Source organism: Aeromicrobium wangtongii, assembly GCF_024584515.1.
Lineage (GTDB): Bacteria > Actinomycetota > Actinomycetes > Propionibacteriales > Nocardioidaceae > Aeromicrobium > Aeromicrobium wangtongii.
In genome coordinates this window covers 1,093,795-1,113,407 of sequence record NZ_CP102173.1, presented here as the reverse complement: position 1 = coordinate 1,113,407, position 19,613 = coordinate 1,093,795, and the positions used below count along the sequence as shown (strand labels likewise).

The 19,613-nt window shown below is 69.7% G+C and carries 18 protein-coding genes and 1 tRNA gene; 2 read left to right on the top strand and 17 right to left on the bottom strand.

The window, feature by feature from the left end; genetic code table 11:
* Positions 1 to 4 precede the first annotated feature (4 nt).
* The gene (locus NQV15_RS05630) at positions 5 to 1,426 is read right to left on the bottom strand and encodes a bifunctional cytidylyltransferase/SDR family oxidoreductase (RefSeq protein WP_232398660.1); all 1,422 of its coding nucleotides are present in this window, start codon (positions 1,424 to 1,426) and stop codon (positions 5 to 7) included.
* Between the two features lie 108 nt (positions 1,427 to 1,534).
* Here NQV15_RS05630 and NQV15_RS05625 point away from each other — a divergent pair, with 108 nt between their 5' ends.
* The gene (locus NQV15_RS05625) at positions 1,535 to 3,475 is read left to right on the top strand and encodes a M13 family metallopeptidase (RefSeq protein WP_232399795.1); all 1,941 of its coding nucleotides are present in this window, start codon (positions 1,535 to 1,537) and stop codon (positions 3,473 to 3,475) included.
* Positions 3,476 to 3,662: 187 nt separating this feature from the next.
* Positions 3,663 to 4,829, top strand: coding sequence for an MFS transporter (locus NQV15_RS05620; RefSeq protein WP_257125098.1), 1,167 nt, complete (start codon positions 3,663 to 3,665; stop codon positions 4,827 to 4,829).
* 16 nt (positions 4,830 to 4,845) lie between these two features.
* Here the strand turns inward: NQV15_RS05620 and NQV15_RS05615 are convergent, their stop codons facing one another.
* From NQV15_RS05615 to NQV15_RS05540, 16 genes are all read right to left on the bottom strand, one after another.
* Complete coding sequence (locus tag NQV15_RS05615) at positions 4,846 to 5,892, bottom strand: HTTM domain-containing protein (RefSeq protein ID WP_232398657.1); 1,047 nt, start codon at positions 5,890 to 5,892, stop codon at positions 4,846 to 4,848.
* An 8-nt stretch (positions 5,893 to 5,900) separates the two neighbouring features.
* Positions 5,901 to 6,647, bottom strand: a complete 747-nt coding sequence (locus NQV15_RS05610; protein WP_232398655.1) for a DUF5819 family protein — start codon at positions 6,645 to 6,647, stop codon at positions 5,901 to 5,903.
* Between the two features lie 83 nt (positions 6,648 to 6,730).
* Positions 6,731 to 8,323 (bottom strand): choice-of-anchor G family protein, encoded by a 1,593-nt coding sequence (locus tag NQV15_RS05605; RefSeq protein ID WP_232398653.1) that lies wholly within the window; start codon positions 8,321 to 8,323, stop codon positions 6,731 to 6,733.
* Positions 8,324 to 8,437: 114 nt separating this feature from the next.
* Entirely contained in the window at positions 8,438 to 9,427 is a 990-nt protein-coding gene (locus NQV15_RS05600; RefSeq protein ID WP_232398651.1) for an HTTM domain-containing protein, read from the bottom strand.
* A complete protein-coding gene (locus NQV15_RS05595; protein ID WP_232398649.1) occupies positions 9,424 to 10,170 on the bottom strand; it encodes a DUF5819 family protein in 747 nt (248 codons plus the stop codon). Before NQV15_RS05595 ends, NQV15_RS05600 begins: the two co-directional genes overlap by 4 nt.
* Positions 10,171 to 10,242: 72 nt before the next feature.
* Positions 10,243 to 10,315 (bottom strand) — tRNA-Ala (locus tag NQV15_RS05590).
* A gap of 76 nt (positions 10,316 to 10,391) precedes the next feature.
* Positions 10,392 to 11,036 carry a histidine phosphatase family protein gene (locus NQV15_RS05585; RefSeq protein ID WP_232398647.1) on the bottom strand — a complete coding sequence of 215 codons (645 nt, stop codon included), beginning with the start codon at positions 11,034 to 11,036 and terminating at the stop codon, positions 10,392 to 10,394.
* Positions 11,033 to 11,386: a ribosome silencing factor gene (gene rsfS, locus NQV15_RS05580; protein ID WP_232398645.1), complete on the bottom strand. Its 354-nt coding sequence runs from the start codon at positions 11,384 to 11,386 to the stop codon at positions 11,033 to 11,035. The genes NQV15_RS05585 and rsfS overlap by 4 nt, the downstream gene beginning before the upstream one ends.
* Before the next feature lie 16 nt (positions 11,387 to 11,402).
* The gene (gene nadD / locus NQV15_RS05575) at positions 11,403 to 12,035 is read right to left on the bottom strand and encodes a nicotinate-nucleotide adenylyltransferase (RefSeq protein ID WP_255669810.1); all 633 of its coding nucleotides are present in this window, start codon (positions 12,033 to 12,035) and stop codon (positions 11,403 to 11,405) included.
* Positions 12,032 to 12,184: a hypothetical protein gene (locus NQV15_RS05570; RefSeq protein WP_232398643.1), complete on the bottom strand. Its 153-nt coding sequence runs from the start codon at positions 12,182 to 12,184 to the stop codon at positions 12,032 to 12,034. The genes nadD and NQV15_RS05570 overlap by 4 nt, the downstream gene beginning before the upstream one ends.
* Positions 12,185 to 12,224: 40 nt before the next feature.
* Entirely contained in the window at positions 12,225 to 13,472 is a 1,248-nt protein-coding gene (locus NQV15_RS05565) for a glutamate-5-semialdehyde dehydrogenase (protein WP_232398641.1), read from the bottom strand.
* A 44-nt stretch (positions 13,473 to 13,516) separates the two neighbouring features.
* Positions 13,517 to 14,605, bottom strand: a complete 1,089-nt coding sequence (proB, locus tag NQV15_RS05560; protein WP_232398640.1) for a glutamate 5-kinase — start codon at positions 14,603 to 14,605, stop codon at positions 13,517 to 13,519.
* A complete protein-coding gene (gene obgE, locus NQV15_RS05555) occupies positions 14,606 to 16,144 on the bottom strand; it encodes a GTPase ObgE (RefSeq protein ID WP_232398638.1) in 1,539 nt (512 codons plus the stop codon). It lies immediately after the preceding gene.
* A 177-nt stretch (positions 16,145 to 16,321) separates the two neighbouring features.
* A complete protein-coding gene (gene rpmA / locus NQV15_RS05550; protein ID WP_232398636.1) occupies positions 16,322 to 16,600 on the bottom strand; it encodes a 50S ribosomal protein L27 in 279 nt (92 codons plus the stop codon).
* Between the two features lie 11 nt (positions 16,601 to 16,611).
* Positions 16,612 to 16,917 carry a 50S ribosomal protein L21 gene (rplU, locus tag NQV15_RS05545; RefSeq protein ID WP_232398634.1) on the bottom strand — a complete coding sequence of 102 codons (306 nt, stop codon included), beginning with the start codon at positions 16,915 to 16,917 and terminating at the stop codon, positions 16,612 to 16,614.
* Between the two features lie 95 nt (positions 16,918 to 17,012).
* Positions 17,013 to 19,583: an Rne/Rng family ribonuclease gene (locus tag NQV15_RS05540; RefSeq protein WP_232398632.1), complete on the bottom strand. Its 2,571-nt coding sequence runs from the start codon at positions 19,581 to 19,583 to the stop codon at positions 17,013 to 17,015.
* Between the last annotated feature and the right edge of the window lie 30 nt (positions 19,584 to 19,613).

Genomic DNA, 19,613 nt, shown 5'->3' with positions numbered 1-19,613 from the left:
AGGGCTAGCTGCCGCCGCCGATCGCCGCCGGCCCGTCCTCGCGCCGGATGTCGAAGATGTGGCCGGTCTGGTGCGACAGCAGCACGTCCAGCGACTGGCGGGCGACCACCATCGAGCTCAGCAGGGTGCCCTCCGGCTCCTCGCCGAAGGCCTTGGTGCGCATCGGGGTGCCGGTCCGCTCGGGGTTCACGCAGTTGACCCGCACCTCACCGGCCCACTCGTCGGCCAGCGCCTGCGTCAGGTTGACGACGGCGGCCTTGGCCGAGGAGTACAGCGAGTAGCCCTTGCGCCCGCGGGTGTACGACGAGGACGTGAACAGCAGCAACGATCCGGCGGACGAGGCCAGGTGCGGGTAGAACTCCTGCGCGATGTAGATCGGCGCCAGGTAGTTGATCTCGGTCGCCGAGAAGATGGTCTCCTCGGTCGCGTCGGCCAGGTCACCGATCGGCAGGACGCCTGCGGTGTTGACCACGAAGTCGATCCGGTCGGTCTTCTCCAGGACCGCGGCCGCAGCGGCCTTGATGTCCTCGCGGCGGTCGACGTGCGTGTTCGTCGACGAGCGGGAGAAGGTGTGCACGTCCGCTCCGAAGCCCCGGGCGAGCTCGGCGATGTCGCCACCGATGCCGTACGAACCGCCGAACACGACCATGGTCTTGCCCGCCAGCGCCTCCCGGTACTGGTCGTCGGTCAGCTCGTCGGGGGTGTCCGCGGAGTGCAGCTGGAAGAGCTTGTCGGCGATGTAGACGTCGATCGGCTCGGTGACCTTCATGTTGCGCTCGTGACCCTTGACGACCGCGATCGGCACCTCGGGCAGGTAGCGCAGCACGACCGTGCAGTCGTCCGTCGCCGTGAAGTCGGGATCCTTCCAGGCCAGCTCGTACGCCTCACGGATGACCGAGAGCCGGAAGGCCTGCGGGGTCTGCCCGCGGCGCAGCAGCGAGCGCTGCAGGACGTCCTCGATCGTCTCGGTCTCGCCGGCCGGGGTGTCGTGCACCTGCACGATGGTGTCCGCGGACGGGATCGCCGTGTCGACCGCGCGGTGCGTCCCGAGTGCAGCGACGACGTCGTCGATGATGGTCTGCGACACCAGCGGGCGCACGGCGTCGTGGAACAGGACGTTGCACTCCTGCGTGCCGAGTGCCTCCAGCGCCCGGCTGGTCGACTCGTTACGCGTCTGACCGCCCTCGACGATCTGGGTGACCTTGCCGTATCCGCCGTTCTGCACGATCGCGCGCACCGGGTCCAGGTGACCGGGGGTCATCAGGATCACGATCTCGTCGATCAACGGCGACGCCTCGAAGGCGGCGATCGTGTGCTCGATGATGGTCTTGCCGGCGATCTTGATCAGCTGCTTGGGAATCGACAGCCCGACCCTGGTCCCGGTTCCACCTGCAAGGATGACGGCCACGTTGCGCAGTTCGGTCACCCGAAGAGGTTACCGTCCGCGAGGTCCCGGCAGGCGCCCGGTCGGCGCGACGCACCGACGCGGTCTTGTCGTCGTGTGTAGCCTGTCGGCGTGAGCCACGGCATAGACATGTTCCAGTTCGATCCCGCCGTCCGCGTCCAGGACGACCTGTTCCGGCACGTCAACGGGCGCTGGCTCGAGACCGCCGAGATCAAGCCCGACCGCGCCACGGCCGGATCCTTCGTGGACCTGGCCGACGAGGCCGAGGCCAAGGTCCGCAGCATCATCGAGACCGCCGCCGAGTCGCCCCAGGACGACGAGCAGCGCAAGATCGGCGATCTGTACGCCAGCTTCATGGACGAGGAGCGCATCGAGGCGCTCGGCGCCTCACCGCTGGCCGGCGAGCTCGCCCAGGTCGACGCGATCACGGATGTCCCCGGGTTCGTCACGACGCTCGGCGTGCTCGACCGCCAAGGCGTCGGCAGCGTCTTCGGCATGTACATCGCCCCCGACCGCGGCCAGCCCGACCGGTACATCGCGCACCTCGGTCAGGGCGGCATCGGCCTGCCCGACGAGTCGTACTACCGCGAGGACGAGTACGGCGACATCCGCGCCGCCTACGTCACCCACATCACCACCGTGCTGGGCCTGGCCGGTCTCGACGACGCCGCCGGGCGCGCCGCCCGCATCATGGACCTCGAGACGCGCATCGCGGCATTCCACTGGGACCGGGTCGCGTGCCGTGACGCCCAGAAGACCTACAACCTGCTGGACACCGGCGGGCTCCAGTCGCTGGCTCCGTCCTTCGACTGGGCCTCGTGGTCGGCCGGCGCGAAGGTCCCGCCTGCCGTCCTCGCCGAGGTCGTCGTCTCCCAGCCCTCCTTCCTCGAGGGGCTGCAGACGCTGCTCGCCGCGGCGCAGGACTCCGCCGACGAGCTGGCGGCCTGGAAGGACTGGCTGCGCTGGCAGGTCGTCCACAGCGCGGCTGCCTATCTGTCGTCGGACTTCGTCGCCGCCAACTTCGAGTTCTACGGCCGGACGCTCAGCGGCACCGACGAGCTGCGTCCCCGCTGGAAGCGGGGCGTCGGCTTCGTCCAGGGCGCGATGGGCGAGGCGGTGGGCAAGATCTACGTCCGCAGCGAGTTCCCGCCCGCGTCCAAGGAGCGGATGACCGAGCTGATCACCAATCTGCTCGAGGCCTACCGCCAGAGCATCACCGCGTTGCCGTGGATGAGTGCCGAGACCAAGAAGCGCGCGCACGACAAGCTCGACTCGTTCAACCCCAAGATCGGTCACCCCGACCAGTTCAAGGACTACTCGGCGCTGGAGACCGCGCCGGACGACCTGCTCGGCAACCTGCGCCGCTCCATCGCCGTCGAGACCGATCGCGAGCTGGCCAAGATCGGCTCGCCGATCGACCGGGACGAGTGGTACATGACGCCGCAGACCGTCAACGCCTACTACAACCCGACGATGAACGAGATCGTCTTCCCGGCCGCGATCCTGCAGCCCCCGTTCTTCCACGCCGATGCCGACGACGCGGTCAACTACGGGGCCATCGGCGCCGTCATCGGACACGAGATCGGGCACGGCTTCGACGACCAGGGATCGCAGTACGACGGCACCGGAGCCCTGAGCAACTGGTGGACCGACGACGACCGGGCCGCCTTCGAGAAGCTGACGTCAGCCCTCATCGCACAGTACGACGAGCTGTCCCCCGCCGGCGCAGAGGGCAAGCACGTCAACGGCTCATTGACGATCGGCGAGAACATCGGCGACCTCGGTGGCCTGGGCATCGCATACCAGGCCTTCCGACTCACCCAGCCCTCCGACGAGCCGATCGACGGGCTCACCCCCGACCAGCGGTTCTTCATCTCCTGGGCCCAGGCCTGGCAGTCCAAGGTGCGTCCGGCCGAGACGCTGCGCCGCCTGGCAGTCGATCCGCACTCACCCCCGGAGTTCCGCTGCAACCAGGTCGTGCGCAACATCGACGCCTTCTACGCGGCCTTCGACGTCACGCCCGAGGACGGGCTGTGGCTGGACGAGGAGCAGCGCGTCAGCATCTGGTAGGCCGCACGACTTCGTCGTCCCCGCGACTTCGTCGCGGCCGGGCTTCGCCCGGGCGGCTGCCTTCGCTCGCTGCGCTCGCTCGGCCTATGGTGACGGTCGACGGACTGGGCAGCGCTAGATTGCCGGGGTGAGCTCCTCAGTACGACCTCCTACTGACCCGGTCCAGCGGCGGATTGTGGCTGTTCTGGTGCTGGTGCAGGTTGTGGGTGGGTTGGGCAACGGGTCGGGGCTGGCGGTCAGCGGACTGCTGCTCAAGGACATCACCGGGTCGTCGGCGTGGTCCGGCATGGCCGTGGTGATGCTGACGCTGGGCGCCGCCGCGTTCACGATCCCGCTGTCATCGCTCGCGGCACGGAGCGGACGACGCCCGGCGTTGACGACCGGCTGGCTGGCCGGGGCCGCCGGTGCCGCCGTGACGGTGTGGGCCGCCGCCACCGAGCTGCTGCCGCTGGCCCTGCTGGGCCTGCTGCTGTTCGGCGGGAGCACCGCTGCGAACCTGCAGTCCCGGTTCGCGGCGACGGACCGGGCAGAACCGGCACACATCGGCCGGTCGCTGTCGATCGTCGTGTGGTCGACGACGATCGGCGCCGTGATCGGCCCGAACCTGACCGGCCCGGGTGCGGACGTCGCCGATGCCGTCGGCCTGCCCGACCTGGCCGGCCCCATGCTGTTCTCGGCGGTCGGCTTCGCCGTTGCCGGCGTGCTGACGTTCGTGCTGCTGCGTCCCGATCCGCTGGTGCGCGCGGCGGGGGCGCCGAAGCCCCAGCAGGGCGTCCGCGCGGCACTCCCCCACCTGCGGGGACGCACGCTCACGGCGGTGTGGGTCGTCGCGTCGTCGCATGCCGTGATGGTCGCCGTCATGGCCCTCACCCCCGTCCACATGGAGGACCACGGCGCATCGCTGAAGATCATCGGCCTGACCATCAGCCTGCACATCGCCGGGATGTTCGCGCTCTCCCCGCTCATGGGCTGGCTCAGCGACACCTGGGGGCAGGACCGGACGATCCTGCTCGGCCAGTCGATCCTGGTGGTCGCGGCAGCCGTCGCCGGCACCTCCGGCGGGTCGCAGGTGCAGATCACCATCGGGCTGACCCTGCTGGGGATCGGCTGGTCCGCCTCGGTGATCGCCGGCGCATCCGCGCTGACCGCTTCGCTGGCCGTCCAGGACCGCCCGCTCGTCCAGGGCTTCTCCGACCTCGCGATGAACATCGCGGGCGCGCTGGGCGGCCTGCTGGCGGGCCTGGTCGTCGCGTTGAGCGGGTTCGGCACCCTCAACGTGGCAGCGGCCGTCCTGACCATTCCGGTGGTCGTGCTCATCCTGGCCGGGCGGCGCGTGGCCGCGCAGACGTCCTGACCGGTCGGGCGCGGCCTCAGCGGCGCACGAGCGTGAACCTCACCCAGTCGACGGCCGGCAGCACCACGTTGTAGCGCACCGCATCGGACAGGTCGAGCACGTCGTAGCCCCGCTCGATGGACCAGTGCTCGACGCGTTCCCACGTTTCGTCGGACACGAACAGCAGCGCCACCGCGATCGTGCTGAGCGCGCTCCACGGCTGCGCGAACACCAGCGCCAGCACCAGGTTGACGCCGCCCACCACGACGATGAGGACCCGGCGCGTCCACGGGTTGAACAGCAGCGGACCGAAGAACAGCTGCGACAGCAGCACCCCGTACGTCAGCAGGGCCAGCAGGACGGTGCTGTGGCTCAGCAGGTCCGACAGCGCCGGGAACGGACGGAACTCCGGCAGCTGCATCGTCGAGTACAGCGCGGTCCCCTGCTGCCACGGGCGCTCGGCGACCTTGTCCAGGCCGGCGGCCATCGAGCTCAGGACCATCTGGGCGCCCAGCGCGAGCAGACCCACGTTGTGCAGGCCGGTCGACAGCCAGACGGGAAGGGCGTCCTCCTCGCGCGCGGCCCGCTTCCCGGCGGCCAGCCGGCTGGTCTGGCGCAGCGCGTCCAGCGACCAGTGGTCGGCCGAGCGCATCAACAGCATCCACAGCAGGGTCAGGCGGATCAGGTGGTCCCCCGGTGCCCCGACGACCGGGTTCTGCCCAACGATCGCGATGAAGCCGACGAACGTGACGACATTGGCCGCCTTGGCGTGCCAGCCCAGGGCGAAGGCCAGCGCGGCCAGCATCGTGACGACGTAGACCAGCGTCAGGATGTCCGGGCTGACCCCGTCCAGCAGGGCCAGCTCGGGGAACCGGCTGATCGCCCGGGCCGGCTCGGCCCAGACCGAGCCCTGCCCGACCCAAAGGTCGCGGGTCGAGAAGTTCGACAGCAGCAGGCCCAGCACGGCCAGGCCCGTCCCGATCCGGCAGGCCGCCGCCGCACGGAGGGCGTGCTTGTCGCCGACGGCCCAGTCATCGATGTGTCCTCGGACCTCCTGCACGCTCCGGACGAGCCCTGACGCCATGACCGACATCATTTCGTCACGAAGGAGTCAAAGGCCTCGCGGGCCTCGAGCGAGCCGCGGAACGTGGGCCTCCACCCGTAGGAGACCATCGCGGCGTCGACGTCGTCCGGTGAGGCCTCGCCTGCGACCGGCGGTACGGTGCGCCGTCCCGTCCTGAACTGCACGCGGTCGACCCGTCCGTCCCACTGCGCCTGCGCGTAGAGCGAGGCGAACTGGGTCGCCATCTGGTGGTAGGCCTGGAACACGCGCACGGCGGCCGGGTCGCCGCCGGACTTCTCCAGCGAGATCCGGATGCCGCTGGGCAGGTCCTCCGCAGTCAGGTCGCCGATGATGCGGCGTTGCGCGTCGTTCAGGTCGAGCATGGCCAGGTTCAGATTGGTCGCCAGCCGGCGGGCGACCAGGCGAGCCCGCTGCGCCGTCACGTCGTGCCGGGTGGCGCGGGCGTCCAGCTGCGTGAGGTCGACCCACTCGGTCGCCGTGCCCTTGCCGCCATCGTCCGGCACCACGAACGCGCGGACACTGAACGAGTCGTCCACCTGGTGCCTGCCGACCCCGACGACGTCCCTGCCCTGCTGGAAGTACGGGTCGACGTAGCTGGCCAGCCTGTTGCCCCCTACGGCGTCCCGGAGAGGGCCCGCCGGCGCCAGCCACAGCGCCAGGATCACCGAGTGCACCGCGACGAGCGCCAGCAGCACCTCGACGACCCAGCGGTGCCGCGGGCGCGCGGACTCGTCCTGCTGGGGCGAAGTCGGCACGCTGACCCTCCTGGAAGTGACGGGACCGGGACGCACGACTGCCGGCAACCCCCTACGGGCCACCGGCAGTCGTGTCAGATCGGTCAGATCGACGCGCTCAGGCGACGCTTCTCATTGACGAGCACGGCGCCACCGAACAGCAGCAGGGCGATGCCCAGCAGCCAGAACGGGAGCAGGTTCGATGCGCCCGTGGAGGGCAGCGTCGTCGTCACGTCGGCATCGGCCTGCGCATCGGCGTCGGCGATCGAGTCGGAGCCGTCGCCGGCCGCTGCACCATCGGCGTCGGAGCCATCGGAGTCCGAGTCGTTGTCACTGCTGGGCGAGTCCGCGTCGCCGGCCGCGGCGTCCGAGTTGGTCGGTGACGGCGTCGGCGTCACCGCGGTGCGGCTGCTGGGGCCTACGAGCGAGTTGCCGAGGTTGACCGCCAACGCCGGCGCTCCAGATGTGTTCAGCAAAGCCACGCGCACTGCCGTTGTGGAGAGCACGCCAGCTGACGTGGGCAGGCGCGCAGCGATCGACTCCCGATAGCTGCCAGCGTCCTTCTCCTGGACGTTGATCCGAAGGTCGACAAGCGGTGTCAGGGCATCGAACAGTTGCGTGATCGGATCGGCGATCGAACTGGCCAGATCGGCGAGCAACGGGGTCACGGCAGCGTCGAGGATCGGCTGGACGAGTGCGACGACCGGTGCCAGCAGATCCTTGAGCGGGACGCCACCGATCGTCAGGTTGTCACGAAGGGTGGGGAGGAGGTTCTTGCTCAAGCCAGTCGTGAGTTCCGGCAACTGCTTGACGACACCGTCGATGATCACAGGTAGGAGCGGCGTGTTGGCCGGCTGGCCGTTGAGGTTCTTGCCGGTCGTACTGATCAGCAGGGCGTCGATGTCGACCGTGATCTTGCCCGCCTTGAGGTCGATCTTCACCCCCTTGCCGGTGAGGGTCGACAGAGCATCGACCGTCTCCGGGACGCCGCCGACAAGGCCGATGCTGCCTAGTCCGGATGTCAGTCCGAGGATAGGATCGAGGACCTGACCGAGCGCAGGAACGTCGAGGACGAGCTGTCCGCCAGCGATCTCCGTACGGTGAACCGGGGTGCCGTTGACGTTCGACGTCTCGGAGCCGAGCGCTCCCAGGTCAAGCGTGACGTTGGCGAGCGCCGCGAGGGGTGCAAGCGGGGAGCCCGGGCCGGCCAGCTGGAGCTTGGCGTGTCCGTAGCTGCTGGCTGAAGCCGTGTCCAGGTCGACCAGTCCGTCGTTGGTCACGGCGCCCGAGGCAGCCGTCGAATCCCGCTTGTCAGACTTCGCGTACGAACCGACCGCTCCGACGGAGCCAGCACCCAGGAGGTCACCAGCCGGACCGGTCAGCTGGTTGAGGAAGTCGATCGGGCTCGAGGTGTAGTTGGGACCCACGACCTCCGGCGTACCTGCCGCTGAGTCAACCTTTGCCACGGCACCGGCGGACTTCGTGTCCGCGCCCAGCCCGCCGCCTTCGAGGAAGTCAGCGAGCGGATCGACCAGGGCAGATCCGAGCAGCGCGCCACTGGCCGAGATGTACTGGGCCTCTGCGTATGACTTGTATGTGTATCGCTCTTCAGCGCCGTTGGCGGAGAACGAGAGTCCGGCGGTGACGATCAGCGTCGCCGTTCCGAGCGCCAAGGTGTTCCTGGCAAGCTTCTTCATCTGTGGGTGCTCCTTGGCTGGGTTCCGGTGCTGCGCACTGGGAGTGTCGGACCCGCGTGGGCTGCGCCCACGTGATGCAACTGGAGTTTACATACTCTCGGTTTGTGACGCTCGTTACGACGATATGTGGCGCAGATCACGCGTGGTCGTGGGCGGCGGATCGGCAACGACGCCCCGCCGGCGGGCGCGGAGCCATGCCTGCGCACGCTCCCAGGACCCGTCGCTGACCAGGATCATGTCGACCGCGATCATCACCAGGGAGAAGTACATGATGCCCATCAGCAGCCCGATCCCCAGGTGCATCCCGGTCACGGCGATCAGGGCCAGGAACCGGGTGGGGCGGTAGAGCAGGAGCACCGGGAAGAACATCTGGACGAGCACCGCGGCGTACGTGGCACCGGCGATCAGGGTCGCATTGGCGTACAGCGGCTGGAGCACGTCGTGCCACGGCGAGTACGCATCGGTCTGCAGCGGGTAGTAGACCGCCGTCCCGTCCTTCCAGACCGGGCTCTGCACCTTCCAGAACGACGATCCGAGGTACACCATCACGACCTGGTGCACGATCAGGATGATGCCCAGGTTGTGCAGCGTGTTGCTCATCCACGCCGGGACGACGCCGGCCCTTGAGCCTGTCGAAAGGCGCACCTGCTCGCGGCGACTGCGCCGCCGGGCGTCCAGCGACCAGTGACGACCGGAGTCCGTCAGGCACATGTACAGCAGCACCATGCGCAAGATGGCGTCGCCGCCCGATCCGACGAACGGGTTGCTGACGTACAACGAGACCCACAAAAGCAGCGTCATGAACGAGGACGCCCGCGTGTACAGGCCCAGCATCATCAGGACGCCGAACCCGATCGTCGCGAGATAGGCCAGGTCGAAGGCCACTCCCCCGAGCTGCGTGAACATCCCCAGGAACGACGGCCAGCCGCGGCTGGACAGCACCTCGTCGGTCCAGCGTGAGCCGTCGCCCCACGTGTAGTGGCGATCGGGCCAGTTGACGATCAGCTGGCTCGCGACGATGAATCCCAGGATCATCCGGGTGACCGAGAGGCCGTAGGTCGAGTGCTTCTCGTCGGTGAGCCAGCCCATCGCGCGCGCGATCACCGGTGCCTCCGGTCGAAGCCGCGCACGGCCGTGCGCTCGGCGGACGAGCCGGGCGTGGGACGCCGCCATCCGCCGACGTCGTCCGTGGTGGCGGGCCGGGCGGCATCACGCTCGGCCTGCGACCCGCCGCGGGCCGCATAGGGCACGACCCCCTGCCGGCGCACCGAGTACCGCACCGCGGTCAGGTCCAGCTGCGGGAACCGTGACTGCAGCACATCGGTGCCCAGCTGTGTCGCCGCCCGTTCGTATCGCAGGAAGCCACGCAGGGACGCCGCCGGCGTGCCGGCGCTCCGCAGCGCGCGGGTCAGCGCATCCCAGCTCGGCGGGTCCGCCTGCGGCGCCCCGGTGACCACGAGCTGCTGGCCGGTGTCCATCGCCGACGTCCTCGAGCGCAACGACGGAACCAGCTTGTTGGTGACGTAGCCGGCCCGGCCGCCGACCACCCTGTGCCGCACCAGGTCGAGCTCCACCGCGGTCCAGTCCACCCACGGGGTGCGTGCCGGCCGGCCGTCGGCGTCCAGGTACGCACCCTGGAAGCGCAGGCTGCGGTCCTCTGCGATCGGGCTCGGCGCGAACAGCCGCCAGTTCTGGGTGAAGTACGGATTCAGGTACGCCGTCTGGCCGCGGGCCGCGTCCGAGTAGCGGTTGGGCGGGAGGGCCGCCAAGGTCACGGCAGCCAGGTGCAGCCCGACGATCGCCACGGCCACCGCGATGAAGCAGGATCGCAGGGTCGGGCGTGGCACGGGCACACGCTACCAACGAGAACGACGAAGGCCCGATCACATCGTGATCGGGCCTTCATTTCCTGCTACGGGTGGAGCATAGGAGATTCGAACTCCTGACCTCTTCCATGCCATGGAAGCGCGCTACCAACTGCGCCAATGCCCCGCTGTTTTGTTGTTCTGCGCCCCCTGTGAAGGCGTCGCCAACCTTACCGGGTGCCCGATCGGTTCCCCAAACCGGGTCACTCCTCGTCGGACAGGACCGGCTCCGGGAGCGTCCCGGCGTTCCATTCGGTCAGCCGCCACTGCGTGTCCGGACGCCACGGAGTCTCCTCCAGCACCGACCACGCGCAGTTGTTGAGCGCACCGAAGGTGCCCCAGTGGGCCTGCGGGATGCCCAGGAAGGCGCAGATGCCGGTGCGCAGCACCGCACCGTGCGCGACCACGACCAGGATCCCGTCCTTGGGCACCGACGGCAGCGCCGCCCGCAGACCCGCGGAGAACCGCTCGCCGGCCTGCTGGTGGGTCTCGCTGCCGGGAATCTTGGTCTCGTCACCGTCGACCCAGGCCTGCATGCCCTCGGGCATCTGGTCCCAGGACTCGCGCCACGTCAGGCCCTCGCGGGCGCCGAAGTTCAGCTCGCGAAAACGCTCGTCCAGCTCCACCTCGACACCCGTGGCCGCGCCGAGGTACGCGGCGGTGTCACACGCGCGCTGCAGGTCGGAGCTGATGATGCGGTCGGGCCGCAGGGCCGCCAGCCGCAGGGCCGCCGATCTGGCCTGCTCGTGACCGATCTCGTCCAACGGGATGTCGCTCTGCCCCTGGACCCGGCCGGCGACGTTCCAGCTCGTCCTCCCGTGCCGCCACAGGACGACCTGCCGGGTCACGGGAGCGCGACGACCGGGCAGTCGCTCCAGAGCCGCTCCAGCGCGTAGAAGACGCGCTCCTCCTGGTGCTGCACGTGCACGACGATGTCCTGGAAGTCCAGCAGGACCCAGCGGCCCTCCCGCTCGCCCTCACGGCGCACGGCCTTGACGCCGAGCTCGATCATGCGTTCCTCGACGGCGTCCTGCACCGCCTTGACCTGCCGCGGGTTGGAGGCCGAGCAGAGCAGGAAGACATCGGTCAGTGCGAGCTGTTCGGAGACGTCGTAGGCGACGATGTCCTGGGCGAGCTTGTCGCTGGCGGCCTCGGCCGCTGCGCGGGTCAGCTCGACGGCGCGATCGGTGGCGGTCATGGCAGGTCCAAGCTGTTCATGAGGACGGGTCCTCGGTGGTGGGTGGCAGGCGATAGAGATCGTGCTTGCCGATGTACTGGACGACGCCGTCCGGGACGAGGTACCAGACCGGCTCGTCGCGGGCGACGCGCTGTCGGCAGTCGGTCGACGAGATGGCCAGGGCCGGGATCTCGACGATCGTGATGCGATCCTCCGGCAGTCCCTTGAGCGTCGTGTCATCCATCTCGTGGCCGGGCCGGGTGACCCCGACGAAGTGGGCCAGCCCGAACAGCTCCTCGTGATTGCGCCAGGTCAGCAGCGCGGCGATCGCGTCGGCGCCGGTGATGAAGTACAGATCGGCGCCGGGGTGCAGGGCGGTCAGATCGCGCAGGGTGTCGATCGTGTACGTCGGGCCGCCGCGGTCGATGTCGACCCGGCTGACGTTGAACCGCGGGTTCGCGGCGGTCGCGATCACCGTCATCAGATAACGGTCCTCGGCCGGCGACACGTCGCGGTCAGCCTTCTGCCATGGCTGGCCGGTGGGCACGAACACGACCTCGTCGAGGTCGAACCATGCCTGGACCTCGCTCGCGGCGACCAGGTGACCGTGGTGGATCGGGTCGAAGGTGCCGCCCATGATCCCGACGCGGCGGCGGCTCACGGGCGTCAGGAGTGCTCGCGGCCCTTGCCGAAGGCCAGCAGTCCGAGGACGAGGACGATCAGGATGACCAGCGCGATCGCGCCCACCCCGAAGGGATCGATTCCGATGTCACGCAGCTGGTGCTCGGACTCTTCGGCGGCGACGAGAAACGAATGCATGGCCACAGGTTATCAGTGCGGTCTGACGGCCGGCGAGGCGTCAGCGCACGTGACCGTCGCCGGTGACGACATACGTCGTCGTGGTCATCTCCGCCAGGCCCATCGGGCCGCGGGCGTGCAGCTTCTGCGTGGAGATGCCGATCTCCGCGCCGAAGCCCAGCTCGGCCCCGTCGGTGAACCGGGTGGAGGCGTTGACCATGACCGCGGCCGAGTCGACGCCTGCGGTGAATCGCTGCGCGGCCGCCAGCGACGAGGTGACGATCGCCTCGGTGTGCCCCGAGGAGAACGTGCGCACGTGGGCGATCGCCTCGTCGATGGACTCCACGACCCGCGCCGAGATGTCCAGCGACAGGTACTCCGTGGCGTAGTCGTCATCGGTCGCTGCCACGACGTCCGCATCGGCGTCGCAGAACGCGGGATCGCCGTGCACCGTGACGCCGGCGTCCTGCAGCGCGCGGACCACGCGCGGCACGAAGGCGTCCGCGACGGCCTTGTGCACCAGCAGCGACTCGGCGGCGTTGCACACGCTGGTGCGCTGCGTCTTGGCGTTCATGACGATCGCCAGGGCCATGTCCAGATCGGCGTCGGCATCGACGTAGACGTGGCAGTTGCCGATGCCGGTCTCGATCACCGGGACGGTCGACTGCTCGACGACGGCCTGGATCAGCCCGGCTCCCCCGCGCGGGATCACCAGGTCGACCAGCCCCCGCGCCTGCATCAGGTGGGTCGACGAGGACCTGTCGTCGGCGGAGATCTGCTGGATCACGTCCGCCGGCAGCCCCGTCACGGCGACGGCGTCGCGCATGATGTCGATGATCGCGGCGTTCGACCGGGCTGCGGACGACGAGCCACGCAGCAGGACCGCGCTGCCGGCCTTGAGACAGATCGCGGCGGCGTCGGCGGTGACATTGGGGCGTCCCTCGTAGATCATCCCGATGACGCCCATGGGGACGCGCACCTGCTGCATGCGCAGGCCGTTGGGCAGGGTCGAGCCGCGGACGATCTCACCGACGGGGTCGGGCAGGGCGGCCACGTCACGGATGCCCTGCGCGAACGCGGCCACCCGGTCGGCGTCCAGGCGCAGGCGGTCGATCACGTTCTCGCCCGTGCCCGCGGCCGTGGCCGTCTCGACGTCGAGCGCATTGGCCGCCAGGATCGACGCGGTGCGGTCGACGAGCGCGTCGGCCATCGCGTGCAGCGCGGCGTCCTTGTCGACCCGCTTCGTGGCGGCGAGGGTGGCGGCGGCGATGCGGGCGCGGCGGGCAGCGGAGTGGACCTGGTCCTTCATGAGGACAATCCTAGGCCGCTGCCCGTCGCGGCCGGGGTCGCCGGTCAGACCAGGATCAGGTCGTCGCGGTGGACGACCTCGCGCTCGTACTCCGCGCCCAGCTCGGCGGCGAGCTCGTGCGTGGAGCGGCCCATCAGCTCGGGCAGCTCGGCACTGTCGTAGTTGATGATGCCGCGGGCGATCACGACGCCATCGGGACCGACCATGTCGATCGGGTCCCCCGCCGAGAACGTCCCGCTCACCGCGGTGATGCCGGCGGGCAGCAGCGAGGCCTTGCGCAGCCCCACGGCACGCACGGCGCCCGCGTCCAGGCTCACCCGTCCCTGGGTGTGGCTCGCGTGCGCCAGCCACAGCAACCGGGTCGGGCGCCGGCGGCCGGTGGCGTGGAACCGGGTGCCGACCGGACCGTCCTCGAGCGCAGCGGCGGCGTGGGCCGCCGAGGTCAGCAGCACCGGGATGCCGGCGCCGGTCGCGATCCGCGCGGCCTCGACCTTCGTGACCATGCCGCCGGTGCCGATCGCGGACGCGCTGGGCCGCGCGATGTCGAGGGCTGCCAGGTCGTCCTCGCCGCGGACGTCGCTGATGACGTGCGAGTCCGGCAGCCGGGGATCTCCGCTGTACAGCCCGTCGACGTCCGACAGCAGCACGAGGCGGTCGGCGTGGACCAGGTGCGACACCAGCGCCGCGAGCCGGTCGTTGTCGCCGAAGCGGATCTCGCTGGTGGCCACGGTGTCGTTCTCGTTGACGATCGGCACCACACCGAACTCGAGCAGCCGGGCGAAGGTCTGGAAGGCATTGCGGTAGTGACTGCGCCGGGTCACGTCATCGGCGGTCAGCAGCACCTGGCCCACCACGAGGCCGTGACTGGAGAACCGCTCCGCGTACCGGGCGATCAGCGCGCCCTGGCCGACGCTGGCCGCCGCCTGCTGGGTCGCGAGGTCGCGGGGTCGACGGGTCAGGCCCAACGGCGCCAGCCCGGCGGCGATGGCGCCGGAGCTGACCAGCACGATCTCGTCGCCCCGCTCACGCGCTGCGGCGAGCGCATCGACCAGTGCGTCGACCCGCTCGCCGTCGAGGCCGCCGCTCGCCGAGCTGAGCGACGACGAGCCGACCTTGACGACGATGCGAGTCACTTAGATCTTGTCCTCGTCGCCCAGGTCTCCGTCCAGCGCCGGATCGTCCTCGGGGAAGCTCCAGTCGGGCTCGCGGGTCTGCGACCGCGCCTCACGCTGCTCGGCCTCGAACGCCCTGCGGGCGGCGAGCTCCTCGCGGCGCTGCACATTGGTGCGGCGATCGGACTGATCGATGCGCAGGTCCTCGCCGCGGCGTCCGAGTACCTCGGCACCGGCGGTGATCTGCGGGTCGAAGTCGAACACGACCGCATCGGCCTCGTCGCCGATGACGACGTCGTCGCCAGCGGCGGCACCCAGCTTGAGCAGCTCGTCCTCGACACCCAGCCGGTTGAGCCGGTCGGCGAGGAAGCCGACGGCCTCGTCATTGCTGAAGTCGGTCTGACGCACCCAGCGCCTGGGCTTCTCACCGCGCACGACCCACTGGCCGTTGACCTGGGTGATCGTGAACTCACGACCGACACCGGCTTCGGCCTTGGGGCGCAGCACGATGCGGGTGACCTCGGCGACCGGCGTCGCCGCGCGACGCGATGCGACGATCTCGGCCATCGCGAACGACAGCTCGCGCAGGCCGGCGTGGCTCGCGGCCGACACCTCGTAGACGTCCAGACCCCGCTCCTCGAGCTCGGGACGGACGAACTCGGCGATCTGCTTGGCATCGGGGACGTCGGTCTTGTTCAGCGCCACGAGCCGCGGACGGTCCAGCAGGTCGCTGCCGGTGGCCTCGGAGTACGCCTTGAGCTCGGCCTCGATGACGTCGAGGTCGGTCAGCGGGTCGCGGCCCGGGTCGACGGTCGCGCAGTCGATGACGTGCACCAGTGCGGCGCAGCGCTCGACGTGACGCAGGAAGTCGTGGCCGAGGCCACGTCCTTCGCTGGCGCCCTCGATCAGTCCGGGGACGTCGGCGACCGTGAACGTCGTCGAGCCGGCCGTGACGACGCCCAGGTTGGGCGCGAGCGTCGTGAACGGGTAGTCCGCGATCTTGGGACGCGCGCGCGACAGCGAGGCGATCAGGCTGGACTTGCCCGCGCTCGGGAAGCCGATCAGACCGATGTCGGCGACGACCTTGAGCTCGAGGGTGATCGTGCGCTCGTCGCCCGGCTCGCCCTTGAGGGCGAAGCCCGGGGCCTTGCGCTTGGACGATGCGAGCGCGGCGTTGCCGAGGCCGCCACGGCCGCCGGCGGCGATGACCAGCTCGGTGCCGGGCCCGATCAGGTCGGCCAGCACCTCACCGGACTCGTCCCGCACGACGGTGCCGTCGGGGACGCGCAGGACGAGGTCCTCGCCATTGCTGCCGCTGCGGTTGCTGCCGGCACCGGGGGCGCCGTTGGTGCCGCGGCGATGCGGCTCGTGGTGGTAGTCGATCAGGGTGGTGACATCGGCACCGACGGCAAGAATCACACTGCCGCCGTTGCCGCCGTTACCGCCGTCGGGACCACCGAGCGGCTTGAACTTCTCGCGATGCACCGATGCGACGCCGTCGCCACCGGATCCTCCCGCGACGTGAAGCGTCACCTTGTCGACGAAGCTGGGGACAGCCACCGGCCGGTCCTCTCGTGCTGGGCCCCCGAGGGGCCGTGAACTCTGGTAGCGGCCCTGGGCCGCAAACAAAGGTTGTCCATAAAGGGACGAAGGGGCCAGCCCGCACCAGCGGACGGCCCCTTCGTGAAACTGAGCTGATTCGTGAAGTGAATCGGGTAGTGCAGTGTTCGGGTGTTGCTACTCGGCCGGGCTGGCGACGACGAGGTCGGCCGGGACGATGTTGACGACCTTGCGTCCACGACGACGGCCGAACTCGACCGAACCGGCGGACAGCGCGAAGAGCGTGTCATCGCCGCCACGACCGACGTTGGTGCCGGGGTGGAAGTGGGTGCCACGCTGACGGACGATGATCTCGCCGGCGTTGACGAGCTGACCGCCGAAGCGCTTCACACCCAGTCGTTGTGCATTGGAGTCGCGGCCGTTCTTGGTGGACGCTGCGCCCTTTTTGTGTGCCATGTCTCAGTCCTCTACTTGATCCCGGTGATCTTCACCTGGGTGTACTTCTGACGGTGACCCTGACGCTTCTTGTAGCCGGTCTTGTTCTTGTACTTCTGGATCACGATCTTGGGACCCTTCGTCAGGCCGAGAACCTCAGCCGTGACGGTGATCTTGGCCAGGGAGTCGGCGTCGGCCGTCACCTTCTCGCCGTCAACGAACAGCACGGCGGGAAGGGAGAGAGACTCACCTTCGGCCTGGGTGACCTTGTCGATCTCGATGACGTCGCCGACAGCAACCTTCTGCTGGTTGCCGCCACTGCGCACGATTGCGTACACCACGGAATCCTCACTCATTTCACATCTGGGGGCGCGACCCACAAGACCTGTAGGACGGCACAAGAACGGGGCGCACAGCGCACCGAAGGACTAGTTTACGGAGCCTGACCCTCGCTGGTCAAAACGGGGTCATCTCCCCCGTTGCCACCACCGTCTAAAGGGCGCGACTCGGGGGGCGCCGGAGGACCGGCGGGCTTGGTGGCGGAGCCACGCTTGCGCGTGGTCCGTCGGGTCGTTGCGGGCTTCTCAGCGGGTGCTGAGGCCTCGGGCTGCGCGGCCGGTTCAGGGGCAGGCGCCTCGGCGGCCGGGGCGACGGGTGCCGCGACCGGGGCGTCCTGCGACGTCGGCTCCGTCTGCTTCGACTGCTCGACGGCAGCAGGCTTCGGGACCTCGGGCTTGGGAACCTCCGCCTTGGGCTGCTCGACAGCAGGCTGCTCGACCGCCGGCTGCTCGGCCTTCGGCTGATCGGCCTTGGGCTCCTCCGGCTTCGGGCCGCCACCACGGTTGCCGCCGCCGTTGTTGTTGCTGCCGCTGGTGCCACGTCCACCGCCGCCGTTGCCTCCGCGGCCGCCGCGCGATCCGCGTCGGGGCTCGTCGCGCTTGGGCTCGACCGGGACGTCCTGGATGACGACGCCGCGACCGTGGCAGTGCTCGCACTCGTGGCTGAACGACTCCAGCAGGCCGGTGCCGATGCGCTTGCGGGTCATCTGCACCAGACCCAGCGAGGTGACCTCTGCCACCTGGTGACGGGTGCGGTCACGGCCGAGGCACTCGACGAGGCGTCGCAGCACCAGGTCGCGGTTGCTCTCCAGCACCATGTCGATGAAGTCGACCACGATGATGCCGCCGATGTCGCGCAGCCGCAGCTGACGGACGACCTCCTCCGCGGCCTCGAGGTTGTTCTTGGTGACCGTCTCCTCCAGATTTCCTCCGGAGCCGGTGTACTTGCCGGTGTTGACGTCGACGACGGTCATGGCCTCGGTGCGGTCGATGACCAGGGAGCCACCCGACGGCAGGAAGACCTTGCGGTCCAGCGCCTTGTGGATCTGCTCGTCGAGGCGGTACGACGTGAAGGCGTCGACCTCGGGGTTGTCCCACCGCTTGACCCGATCGGCCAGATCGGGGGCGACGTGGTCGATGTAGCCCTTGATCATGTCCCAGGCGTCATCGCCCTCGACGACCAGGCCGTGGAAGTCCTCGTTGAACAGGTCACGGACGACCTTGATCATCAGATCGGGCTCGGAGTACAGCAGCTCGGGGGCGTTGCCGGCGGCCACCTTGCCCTCGATGACCTCCCAGCGCGCCGACAGGGCGGTGACGTCGCGCGTCAGCTGCTCCTCGGTGGCACCCTCGGCGGCCGTGCGCACGATGACGCCGGTGTTTTCGGGCAGGACCTCCTTGAGGAGGGTCTTGAGCCGGGTGCGCTCGTTCTCGGGGAGCTTGCGCGAGATGCCGCTGGTCTGGCCGCCGGGGACGAGCACCAGGAACCGGCCCGGGAGGCTGACCTGGCTGGTCAGACGGGCACCCTTCTGACCGATCGGGTCCTTGCTGACCTGCACCAAGATGGTCTGGCCGGGCGACAGCGCGTCCTCGATCTTGCGGGCCTTGCCGTTGCCGAGCGTCGTCCAGTCGACCTCACCCGCGTAGAGCACGGCATTGCGCCCGGCGCCGATGTCGACGAAGGCGGCCTCCATGCTCGGCAGGACGTTCTGGACCTTGCCCAGGTACACGTTGCCGATGATCGAGGTCTGCGACTCGCGGGCGACGTAGTGCTCGACCAGGACGTTGTCCTCGATGACGGCGATCTGCGTGTAGTCGTCGCGCTGACGCACGACCATCTCGCGCTTGACCGACTCGCGGCGGGCCAGGAACTCGGCCTCCGACACGATCGGGGCGCGGCGACGGCCGGCCTCGCGGCCCTCGCGGCGGCGCTGCTTCTTGGCCTCGAGGCGCGTCGAGCCCTGCACGCCGGTGATCTCGTCCTCGGCGCTGCGGCCGTTGCGGACGCGCACCACGGTGTTCTCGGGGTCATCGGGCTGCGTGTCGGCGCCCTCGCCGGCACGGGCCCGGCGGCGGCGCCGGCGGGTGCCGCCGTTGCCGTCGTCCTCGGTCTCGTCGCTGTCGTCCTCGGACGACTCGTCGGTGTCGGTGTCCGTCTCGCCCTTGCGCCGGCGGCGGCCGCCACGGCTGCGGCGGCGGCGACGCGGCGCGTCCGGGTCCTCCTCGTCGTCGCTGTCGCCGTCATCGGCGTCATCGACGCTGCTCTCGTCGACCTCGACGGGCTTGGGACGGGCCGGGGCGAGACCGGGCTCGGGGGCCTGGAACATCGCAGCGGTCGCCCCCGGGGCGGGCGTCGTGGGCGCCGGGGCGTGTTCTGCCTCGGGCTCGTCCGCCTCGTCCTGGTCCAGCGGCAGCGTCTCGGGCTCAGGCTTCGCGGCGGCCTTCTTGGCCGGACGCTTGGCCGGGGCCTTCTTGACCCGGACCTCGACGACGTCGTCGTCAGCCGGCTCGGCGGCGGCCTTCTTCGCCGCGCGCTTGGCCGGCGGGGCGACCGGCGCCGCGAAGCTCACCGCCGCCGGCGGGCCTGCAGGCCGTCCGGCGGCCCTGCGACGAGTGCGCGGCGCTTCGGGGGTGCTGTCGTTCTGTGTCTCGTTGTCGTCGAGCATGCGCTCTCCTTCGCCCTGCGCCGATCTGGA